This window comes from Microvirga sp. jy35 (assembly GCF_056148915.1).
In genome coordinates this window covers 1-9,991 of sequence record NZ_JBWBEW010000076.1, presented here as the reverse complement: position 1 = coordinate 9,991, position 9,991 = coordinate 1, and the positions used below count along the sequence as shown (strand labels likewise).

General features: G+C 59.9%; 11 protein-coding genes. 3 read left to right on the top strand and 8 right to left on the bottom strand.

Annotated features, from left to right (window positions below; genetic code table 11):
• Positions 1 to 960 precede the first annotated feature (960 nt).
• Positions 961 to 1,458: a YybH family protein gene (locus AC0QTX_RS26565; RefSeq protein ID WP_474606795.1), complete on the top strand. Its 498-nt coding sequence runs from the start codon at positions 961 to 963 to the stop codon at positions 1,456 to 1,458.
• Positions 1,459 to 1,775: 317 nt separating this feature from the next.
• Positions 1,776 to 2,288, top strand: coding sequence for a TY-Chap domain-containing protein (locus AC0QTX_RS26560; RefSeq protein ID WP_474606794.1), 513 nt, complete (start codon positions 1,776 to 1,778; stop codon positions 2,286 to 2,288).
• 19 nt (positions 2,289 to 2,307) lie between these two features.
• On the opposite strand, the gene soxA is transcribed toward AC0QTX_RS26560, so the two are convergent.
• Genes soxA through AC0QTX_RS26520 form a run of 8 tightly spaced genes read right to left on the bottom strand, consistent with a single transcriptional unit; the run spans position 2,308 to position 8,595 of the window.
• On the bottom strand, positions 2,308 to 3,105 hold the full coding sequence (gene soxA, locus AC0QTX_RS26555; RefSeq protein ID WP_474606793.1) for a sulfur oxidation c-type cytochrome SoxA: 798 nt from the start codon (positions 3,103 to 3,105) through the stop codon (positions 2,308 to 2,310).
• Positions 3,102 to 3,422, bottom strand: a complete 321-nt coding sequence (soxZ, locus tag AC0QTX_RS26550) for a thiosulfate oxidation carrier complex protein SoxZ (RefSeq protein WP_474606792.1) — start codon at positions 3,420 to 3,422, stop codon at positions 3,102 to 3,104. The genes soxA and soxZ overlap by 4 nt, the downstream gene beginning before the upstream one ends.
• A 2-nt stretch (positions 3,423 to 3,424) precedes the next feature.
• On the bottom strand, positions 3,425 to 3,892 hold the full coding sequence (locus AC0QTX_RS26545; protein ID WP_474606791.1) for a SoxY-related AACIE arm protein: 468 nt from the start codon (positions 3,890 to 3,892) through the stop codon (positions 3,425 to 3,427).
• A complete protein-coding gene (soxX, locus tag AC0QTX_RS26540; protein ID WP_474606790.1) occupies positions 3,889 to 4,356 on the bottom strand; it encodes a sulfur oxidation c-type cytochrome SoxX in 468 nt (155 codons plus the stop codon). Before soxX ends, AC0QTX_RS26545 begins: the two co-directional genes overlap by 4 nt.
• Positions 4,340 to 5,608, bottom strand: a complete 1,269-nt coding sequence (locus tag AC0QTX_RS26535; protein WP_474606789.1) for an FCSD flavin-binding domain-containing protein — start codon at positions 5,606 to 5,608, stop codon at positions 4,340 to 4,342. Before AC0QTX_RS26535 ends, soxX begins: the two co-directional genes overlap by 17 nt.
• Positions 5,609 to 5,617: 9 nt before the next feature.
• Positions 5,618 to 5,887 (bottom strand): c-type cytochrome, encoded by a 270-nt coding sequence (locus tag AC0QTX_RS26530; protein ID WP_474606788.1) that lies wholly within the window; start codon positions 5,885 to 5,887, stop codon positions 5,618 to 5,620.
• A gap of 55 nt (positions 5,888 to 5,942) precedes the next feature.
• On the bottom strand, positions 5,943 to 8,117 hold the full coding sequence (locus AC0QTX_RS26525) for a xanthine dehydrogenase family protein molybdopterin-binding subunit (protein WP_474606787.1): 2,175 nt from the start codon (positions 8,115 to 8,117) through the stop codon (positions 5,943 to 5,945).
• A 19-nt stretch (positions 8,118 to 8,136) separates the two neighbouring features.
• A complete protein-coding gene (locus AC0QTX_RS26520; protein WP_474606786.1) occupies positions 8,137 to 8,595 on the bottom strand; it encodes a (2Fe-2S)-binding protein in 459 nt (152 codons plus the stop codon).
• Positions 8,596 to 8,996: 401 nt separating this feature from the next.
• Here AC0QTX_RS26520 and AC0QTX_RS26515 point away from each other — a divergent pair, with 401 nt between their 5' ends.
• Complete coding sequence (locus AC0QTX_RS26515; RefSeq protein ID WP_474606796.1) at positions 8,997 to 9,464, top strand: c-type cytochrome; 468 nt, start codon at positions 8,997 to 8,999, stop codon at positions 9,462 to 9,464.
• The last annotated feature ends 527 nt before the right edge of the window (positions 9,465 to 9,991 follow it).

Below are 9,991 nucleotides of genomic sequence, written 5' to 3'. Positions count from 1 at the left end.
CCCAGACGACCTATAGCTGTACGCATCCCCACTGTTCTGGATGCCAAAAGTACCGGGTTCGAAATACAAAGCCATTCGTATTCTCCTTGTCCATGCGGTTGATGGTGGTTTCAGTTCGGTGGGGATCTGTTGAGGAGGGGGGGGGCAGACTGAACTGTGCAGCTTGGCGCGAGCATCGCTCATGCCGCTCGGTGCAACACCAGACCTAGGATTAAAATTTCAGCCCAAAGGAACTCAAATCCTCTCATGAAGAGGATGTTGAATATACCGTTTCTACTCAGTGGAAATTTGCGGAAAGAATCGCGGTTCTGGGAGGGATATACGCAGAACGAAATCTACTAATATTGTACTCTGTCGAACTTACAGTTACAAAATCTCAGTACTACTCTCTGACGCCAAGTTTTTCATTGCTAAATGCGGCATGAAATTGGCACCTCAATGAAATTTTCGCGATTTATTGCCTCGTATCCTGCTAGGTCAACGATCCTATCGTACAAATTACTGCTTCAGGGCCGGAGATTTCCTGATCAATGAGAGCTTGCAGGCATGAAGACAACCCCAGGGCAGTCGGTCAACGTTCACAGTCCGATGCGACCCGCAGGACCCTTTGAGCAGGCTGCCCTGCGTACCCATTCACAGGCGCCCTGGGACTCTGAGTAGTCCGTCGCAAATCCGGAGCAGAGACGAGGAGATAGCAGATGCTCGTGATCCACTCATCTCGCATGATCGGAACCCGACCACGTCGCCGCTGCTGTGACGATGGTCGCCGTAGCTGAAACTCTGACAGAGGCTAATTTCGAGGGAAACTCATAGAGGACCTTCACCAGCGCAGCGTGCAGGCTGAATTGTCGTCTCAGCCCATAGATCCCCTGCATCGGTGTCGATATGTGACGTTTGTCACAGAGAGGACTTCGCGTTGCCTGCTAAACTCAACCATCAGGGGCTTGAGGAGAACGCATTATGATGTCGGCCCATCCAACTGATAAGGAAGTGACCAGCCTCATCCAGCGTAGCGCACAGGCAAACGCGGCGCTCATGCGTGGAGACATCAACAGCTACGTTGATCTCATCACTCTCACCGATGATTTCACGTTGATGTCTCCGTTCGGCGGGACGCCTACATATGCGACGGAGTACACGCGCGAGCGGATGGAAGCGATGGGTCGTTTCTTCAAGAACGGCACCTTTGAGCAGGATCTCGTTCAAGCTTACAGTTCCACCGATATGGTGGTCCTCGTGATTATCGAACGGGCGCATGTTGAGGTCGGCGGTCTTCCAGTCCAGGACTGGGCGTTGCGAGTTACCCTTGTCTATCGTCGTGATAAAGCGGGATGGCACTTAGCCCACCGACACGCTGATCCTCTTGTCAAAGGCCTTTCCCTGGAACAAGCGGCTGCCCTTGCACGTGGTGAGGCGCCATCGCCTCACCGGGATCTGCGCACCTCTATACCGGGATGAACGATTGCTAGGGGATCGTTCTTGAGCTTGGGACAGGAGTCTCAAGCGCTGGAAGTGCGGCCTGCATTTGGTCAATTATAGGAAGGCGTTAATCTGCAGAAGGTCTCATCATAGCCTCACGCCCTTCAATGCATTGGCGAAGGCGGTTTATCTGCCAAGCTTGAGCTGTGACGATCCTCTCCTGCCAGGATTCACTCAACCTGAATGCCCCTAGAAGCAGCCTACCCCCTGCCCCAGCCTCTTTATGTGATCGAGTCAGCTCGGAACCGAAAATCCTGAGCTCTGTTGGTCCATATCATCCGTATGGGAGAGACCCGATGATCTGGTGGCAGAAGACTCTTCAGGTCGCAACTGTTGTACTGTTCGCCCCTGCCGCCATTTCGGGAGCGGCGATCGCTCAGCAGGGCGATGAGGCATCATGCGCAGGAACGATGACGCAGCAACTGAGACGCTTCAGTGAAAAGTGCCTGTCAGATCTGGTGACTTTCGTTGCATCCCAGCCGGACATGACGGCAAAGGTCTACAGTGAGAAGGAGAAATACTTCGTCGGCGTCATCCGGGCCGACGATGGGTTGCTCGCAGAAGCAGTCAGCAAGTTCAACTATCCTCTCATGAAGGAGGATACCCCCGAAGCGCTCAAGCGCCTCGGCTGGATGCCTCCGGAAAACGAGTCCGACAATTGGAACAAGAAGATCTCCGGCGATCAAGTCAGGGGTGGGACTGCGGCACAGGAACTGAGCCAGGCCCTTGCCGCCTACGGGCTCAAGCCGGGCGAGGCAATATCCCTCACCGTGGGACCCAAACTGGGGGATAAGCCCACAAGCGGCTAGCCCGCAACTTTGACTCCCGTCAGGGCCGGACGGCTGGCGTTTCCAGGGGCATGCCCCTGGCGCGGGTCATCAGGAACAGTTCGAGCTCTACATATTCCTGCGAGCCATAGGGGTAAGGCTCCGCTCGAACTCCTATCATGCAGTTGCGCAGCCGCCGCTGCAGGGATCCCATGCTCTGCCATTCCAGGCGATAGAGAGGGTAACCTGTTGGGTGGGACTGAGGGATCACGCTGCTGGCAAGTCTTCTCCCCCAGTTATCGTCATGACAATTGGCGCATGAGAAGTTCAGCTGACCCTGCCGCTGTTCATAAATTTCCTGCCCGCGCGCAAGGAACGGCTCAAGGCGCTTGTCTTCACCCGTTGTAATCGGCATGCCGCGCGACTGCTTTCCGATGAAGGCCGAGATCGCGAGAAGCTCCCGACTTTCGAGAGGAAAGGGCGTGGCGTTCTGGTTGGCCTTCCGGCAGATATTGATGCGTGTCTGGAGATCGATCGGCCGTCCGCTCTCGGCGAAATACACAGGATAGCGTGCGGCAACGCCTTTCATGCTCATGGCCGCATCCCCATGACACTCGGCGCAGGAGCGTCCGGTGGCACCAGCCTTCGCGCTCCAGAGCGCCTCGCCCTCGGCAACCCACAGCATGCCTGGGTTTGAGAAGTCGTCCTGTTGGGTGGCCTGTGATTCAGGGCTCATGAACTCAAACCCGGACCTGCGCTCCGACATCGGCGGCGTTTGAGCAACGGCAAGGGAGGCACAAAGGCTCAGCACGCCCGCAAACCCGGCGGACGGCGCGAAGCCATTCAGCTTTCCCTTCATTCGACCGTGATCTCTGCTGTTTCCAGATGTGCCTGTCCGCGGTCGTCGATCCATCGGAACGCGATCCGGCCGCTCTCCACGGCAGTCGTTGTGAAGGAGAAAAACGGGTTGGCCGCGATGGCCGGGAACAAATCCGCGCTGAAGATCTCCTCACCGTTGTAGGTGCAGATGAATCGATTGATGATGTCGCGCGGCACCAGCGCTCCGGCAGGCCCCGTTCGATATCCGGTCTCCATCGGATGCGAGATAAGAGCCTTGATCTCGATGACATCCCCTCGCTTGGCTCTGGCCGGGACATTGATGAGTGCGCGTGCCATGTTCAGCTCTCCACGCAGGCCGGCAAGGTGACGATGAGTTCGGCCTTGCCGGACCAGAATGTGCCGTCGCTCAGTTGAGCAATCGCGACGATGTTTTGCGAGTCCCCCAATCGTATGCGGGTGGACACGACGGCCCGACCAGCCCGTGGGCTTAAGTAAAAAAGAGCGACGTTCGGTTGCGGATTGCGTTCGTTGAATACGGCGATGGTCTTCACATGATCCTGCGGGATCATCGGGCTGTCGACCTTCACCGTCAGGGGTACGGAGTTGCCGTTTTCCACCAGTGCGGGAATTTCGAGGGTCACCCTCCCCTCACGCACCTCAGCCTCGCCCGCGAAGGCTTTGATGGCGCCAGCCATGCTCTCTGGCGTAGCCCGGGCGGGGCGAGCAACGATCAGCGCCAGAGCTCCCGCGCCGGCTGCAAGAATCTCGCGTCTCGACGTCTCAACGAGTCTCGGCTTCCGGCTCATGGCTTCTCCATTAGGGTTGCGAGGAACGCCACCACGTCCTCGACCTGCTCTGCGCTCAACACGGACTTATCCTGCCAGTTCCGGCCGACCCGAACGAGACCGTCCATGTTGTAGTAGGGCGGCATGATTGTCGCAGGGTTCAGCCGCCTGCTGTCGACGATCTTGAGCCTCAGCTGGCCTTCCGACCAGCGCGCCCCGGCTCCTGCCAGGTCGGGAGCAAGGTTTCCCTGAAAGCGCTGCTCCGGAAAGGGACCGGCATGGCACAGAAGGCAAAGGCCCTTTTGACGATCCACGACGATGGCACGACCGCGGGCAGGATCCCCCCTGACCCCTGTCAGCGGCTCCGGGATGGCGTCACCAACGATCTGATAGGGCAGCACCTGCGCCCTGGCCTGGCTGGGGATGATGGCGAGAAGTGCCAGAGCGGCCACCGCCACCGTAAGTTCATCAGCCGTAGACTTCACTGGCGATGGTCTGGAACCAAGCTTCGGCATAGGCAGCTTCCTGAGCCCTGAAGGAAGGCGGTGCGTTCACAGGGCTGGTGCCGCCAGCCCCCTCCACATCGGTCAGCACCCCGTTGCGTGGACTGTATACGCCGGCGACGGAAATCCCATAATCGGGCGCTACGAGGCTGTAACAGGTATTGATCAGCTTTGGCTCGGCCGGAGCCTCGCCTCGCAGGAGCCTCCCGATAGCCGCAGCACAGACCTTTCCCTGGGCGTTGGCTGAAAAGGCCGATTTCGGCATGCCGCCCGCGATCGAAGCGTCGCCGATCACGTGGATATTCGGCTGAAGGCGGGACTCGAAGGTCACGGGGTCGATCGGGCACCATCCGCTCCGATCTGCAACGCCCGCCGCCTGAGCGATCTGGCCGGCCCGCTGCGGCGGGATGACGTTGACGACGTCGCCGGTATGCCGTCCGAAATCGGTGACCAGCGTCCTGGTTCTCGCGTCGACCTCGATAACCTTTCCGCCGGACGACAAAGACACCCACTCGATCATGTTGGGATAGAGTTCCTGCCACGCGGCCTGGAACAGGCGCTGCTTGGAGAAGCTGTCCTTTGCATCCAGGATCAGGAGCTTGGACCGCGGCTTGTACGTCTTCAGGTAATGAGCAATCAGGCTCGCCCGCTCGTATGGCCCTGGCGGGCAGCGAAACGGATTGGCGGGAGCCGCCATGACGACCGTACCACCGTCAGCCATGGCTTCGAGCTGGCGGCGCAGGATTAGCGTCTGCTCTCCAGCCTTCCAGGCATGCGGCATGATCTCGGCTGCCGGTTCGTCATAGCCGGGCAAGGCGTCGAACCTGATGTCGACCCCTGGAGAGAGAACGAGACGGTCGTAATCAAGGGACGAGCCGTCCGCGAGAATCACATGCCGGGCTTGTGGCTCGACACGGGTCGCTCTCTGCCGGACGATGTCGATCCCTTCCCCCTCGACTGCATCAAGCTTGAACTGTTGCGTCTCGATCGAACGCAGGCCTGCAAGCACGGCGTTGCTGAGGGGGCAGGCGGTGTAGACTGCATTGGATTCGACAAGAGTTACGGCTAGCCCTTCCCGCTTCAGTTCCCGGGCGCACGTGGCCCCTCCGAAACCGCCTCCAACAACGACGACCCGCGGCGAGGACTGGGCAGCCGTACGGCGAGGGAATGCAGCGGCGGCTGCGCCCACGGCTGCCGCTTTCAGAAGCGTCCTTCGGGTCGGGGCTTGAGACATGCCGAACTCTCAGGGTTGCCGACTGAGCCAGGAAGCAATGGCGCGGGTTTCCTCGTCCGTGAAGCCCTTGGCGATGCGATCCATGACCGTTGCCGGACGCTGACCCGTCCGGTAGTCCTGCATGGCAGCAGCGATCTCCTCCGCGGAGCGGCCGTGAAGCGGAGGGACAGCTGCCCCCGGAGAACCCGAACCATGACAGCCGGAGCAGGCCGTGGCCCCGGGAGGCGCCATGCCTTGGGCCGCTGCCGGCGCCGCTTCGGCCATCATCGATACCGCCATCGACATCATGCCTCCCAGCGTGAGAGCAGATGCCAGACGCCTTCTGCTCACGGCCTCAAGCCTTGCGCAGGTCGGCTTTCGTCAGCGGGCCGGAACGAATTCGTTTTCCGGTCGCGGCAAAGATGGCATTCAGCACCGCCGGAGCCGCCACGAAGATCGTCGGCTCGCCGACACCGCCCCAGAAATCCCCCGATGGCATCACGATGGATTCCACTTCTGGCATCTCGTCCATGCGCATCATCTGATAGGTGTCGAAGTTCTCCTGCTCCACCTTGCCGTCTTTCAGAGTAATTTCACCGTATAGCAGGGCGGTCAGGCCGTAGGCGAATGAGCCTTCGATCTGGGCCGCGATCTGCTGGGGATTCACCGCATGGCCACAATCCGTCGCCGCCACGATGCGATGGATCTTAAGCACGCCGTTATCCCCGACTGAGACCTCCGCGCAGGCTGCAACATAGCTGCCATAGCCCATGTGCTGGGCGAGCCCACGGTGAACACCCTGCGGCGCCGGCATGCCCCAGCCAGCCTTCTCGGCCACCGCGTTGAGCACGGCGAGGTGCTTGGGGTGGTTGACGAGCAGCTTGCGCCGGAAGTCGAGCGGATCCTTGCCGGCGGCATGCGCCAGCTCGTCCATGAAGCACTCGAGATACAGAGCATTCTGATTGTTGTTCACGCCACGCCAGAAGCCCGGCGGAATCGGCGGATTTCGCATGGCATGATCGATGAGCAGGTTCGGGATCGTGTACCCGAGCACACCCTCGGTTCCGGTCGGGTTGAGACCCTGGAAGGTTGCAGGGTCCCGTCCGTTCTGGAGCCCCTGAGGGTTGACGCCTGCCAGGATCGACTGACCGGAGATGCGCATCTGCAACCCGGTCAGATTGCCGTCCGCATCGAGGGCACCGACCATCCTTGCCTGAGTGATCGGGTGATAGTGCCCATGCAGCATGTCCTCCTCACGGGACCAGATCAGCTTCACGGGCGTGCCCGGCATCTCCTTGGCGATCAGGACCGCCTGACGGACGTAGTCGTGGCTTGTGGCGCGCCGGCCGAAGCCGCCGCCGAGGTTGTGGCGGTAGACATCGCATTTGTCGATCGGCAGACCCGAGGCGGCCACTGTTGTGGCGAGGGCAGCCTCGGCATTCTGCGTTGCGGTCCAGACCTCACATTTCTCGTTGGTCCACAGAGCCGTGGCGTTCATGGGTTCCATGGTGGCATGGTGCTGGTATGGGAAGCCGTAGTCGGCTTCCACTTTCTTGGCTGCGCCGGCCATGGCCGCTTTGACGTCGCCGGCTTGGTTGCCGACGAAGGCCTGCTCCGCCGTCAGCCCCTCCTTGAGCATCTGATCGATGCCCTCGCTGGAGAGTGCGGCATTCGGGCCCCCGTCCCATTCGACCGGAAGGGCGTCGAGGGCCGTCTTGGCACGCCACCACGTGTCGGCAACGACCGCAACGGCGTTGTCGCCCACGGCGACGACCTTCTTGACCCCAGGCATGCCTTCGACCTGTGCGGCATCGAAGCTCTTGAGCTTCCCGCCGAACACCGGACAGGCCTTGATGGCCGCATTGAGCATCCCTGGACGCTTCACGTCGATGCTGTAGATCTGGGAGCCGTTCAGCTTCTCAGCGGTGTCGAGCCGCTTGACGGGTTTTCCGGCAATCGTCCAGTCCTTAGGATCCTTGAGCTGGACGTCCTTAGGGGCCTCAAGCTTCGAGGCCGCCTCGGCGACCTTGCCATAAGTTGTCGAGCGGCCTGACGACCGGTGAGTGATCACGCCTTTGGAGACCGTGCACTCGCCGGCCGGCACTCCCCACCCGTTGGCGGCGGCCTGGATCAGCATCTGCCGGGCGGCGGCGCCCCCCTTGCGCATATAATCGTGCGAGTCCCGGACACCACGGCTTCCGGCGGTCTGGAAGTTGCCCCAAACCCGGCTCCGGGCAACGTTCTGGCCGGGGGTCGGATACTCGGTCGTCACTTTTGCCCAGTCGCATTCCAGCTCTTCCGCAACGAGCTGGGCAAGGCCCGTCAATGTGCCCTGCCCCATCTCGACGCGACCGACGCGAACCACTACTGTTTCATCCGGCCTTACCATCACCCAGGCGTTGATCTCCGGGGCGCTTTGCGCAAGCGCTTCCCCGGTGAAGGGAATGTTGAAGCCCAGCGCCAGCCCTCCTGCTGCCGCCGTGGAACCGACGAGGAATGAGCGACGGGATACATCGAGTGCTGCGGGCATTGTTTCCTCCTGATCCCAGTCAGCCGCGGTTCTCTGAAGCAGCGAGTTTGATCGCCGCTTTGATGCGGTTGTAAGTTCCGCACCGACAGATATTCGACATCTCGGCCACGATGTCCTCGTCCGAGGGATCTGGGTTGGCCTGAAGGAGCGCCGCAGCCGCCATGATCTGACCTGTCTGACAATAGCCACACTGCGGAACGTCGAGCTCGAGCCACGCCTTCTGCAGCGGGTGCGATGTGTCCGCGGACAAGCCCTCGATGGTCACGATCTTCTGTTCAGACGTGACGGCCGATATGGGTAGGCTGCAGGAACGGGTGGCAACGCCATCCACATGAACGGTGCAGGCACCGCACTGCGCAACGCCGCAGCCATATTTCGTGCCGGTGAGCCCGACCTGCTCGCGGATGACCCACAGCAGAGGCGTATCTGGTTCAGCATCGACTTGATGAACGGTTCCATTGATCGTCAGGCTGACCATCTCGCTCCTCCGGGATTTTAATTATGGGCGCACCGTCACGCAGCAACTGAACTATGAATCTTAGAACGCTTCCAACACCAGTCAATCATTAGTGATCGAATGGAATATTGACCTCCCCCATTTCTGTGCTTCGCCGCTCGTTGCAATCAACCGCACCGATAGCTGCACAGAGCGGAATGGTGCGAGACCTGACATGTGCGGAATCTACCAATAAGCTCGAAGCATTGATGCACGGCAAATAGAGATTGTGCATTGCAACAAGCGTTCTGGAGCGAACAGGTAACAAGGATCTAAAGCTGTCAAACTTCACAGGATCTCTGCTCATGCAGGCAGGGTTCATGGAACTGCTTGGCCCCTCTCCTGTTGTGCCATGGCAACCGCCGTTACTCATGGGCCATCCAATGCGCTTTGCTGTTCTCATATTCGCCACATTGGCGTTCAGTCCGACGATTGTTCAGGCCCAGGATGCAGCAGCCGGTGAGAAGGTGTTTGCGCAATGCAGAGCCTGCCATCAGGTCGGCCCTGCTGCAAAGAACGCAGTCGGCCCTGTGCTCAACGGTCTCTTCGGCCGGAAGGCCGGAACAGTGGAAGGATACAACTACTCGCCGGCCAACAAGAACTCAGGCATCACTTGGGACGAGGCGGTATTTGCCGAATACATCAAGGATCCGAGGGCCAAGGTGCCGGGCACCAAGATGGTCTATGCCGGGCTGAAGGACGAACAGCGGATCAAGGACTTGACTGCTTACCTCAAGCAATTCGACGCCACCGGCCAGAAGGCCGCGGCTGCCGATGGTGCGATCGCGGTTGCGGGTACGCCGGTGACGGCATGTGCCACGATCTCCTGCGGGACCACATTGCAGAAATAAACAGGCTGGAAGGCATCACCGATGGCAAACGCGCGGAGGTCCAGCAGACTCTGCTGGTCCGCGAGCCGCATCACCACAGGGTCAAGTACATGCTGACGACCGTTCGGTTGAGCAGTCAGACCGGCGCCTGCGCGACAATCTCATACGGATCGGAAAAGCTGCGAGCACATGTCGTCGTGCCTCTTCCATGTTGAGGGTCTGCCCCTGCGCCGGTGGATAGCCTCGACTGACCTCCGCATCCAACGGCGCACCATTCTCGGCTTTTCAACCCTTGGCCCTGGCGGCAAGTGCCCATGCCCGAATAGCACGGGTAAGTAGTGGCATAATCTCTGCTACCACGCCGCTCGTTTAGATCCATTCACAAGGGAATAAGCAGTTGATTTCTCATCGAATGAGGAGCAGTTCCGTCTAGTACTTGCTATCGTTCACTGGAACGTATATATCAGGTTTATCGGATTTTGGCCGGACAATCGGGTCGTTTCGCTTTTGGTCTTTCCAGGCGCACGTTCGGACTTTCTCACCATTAC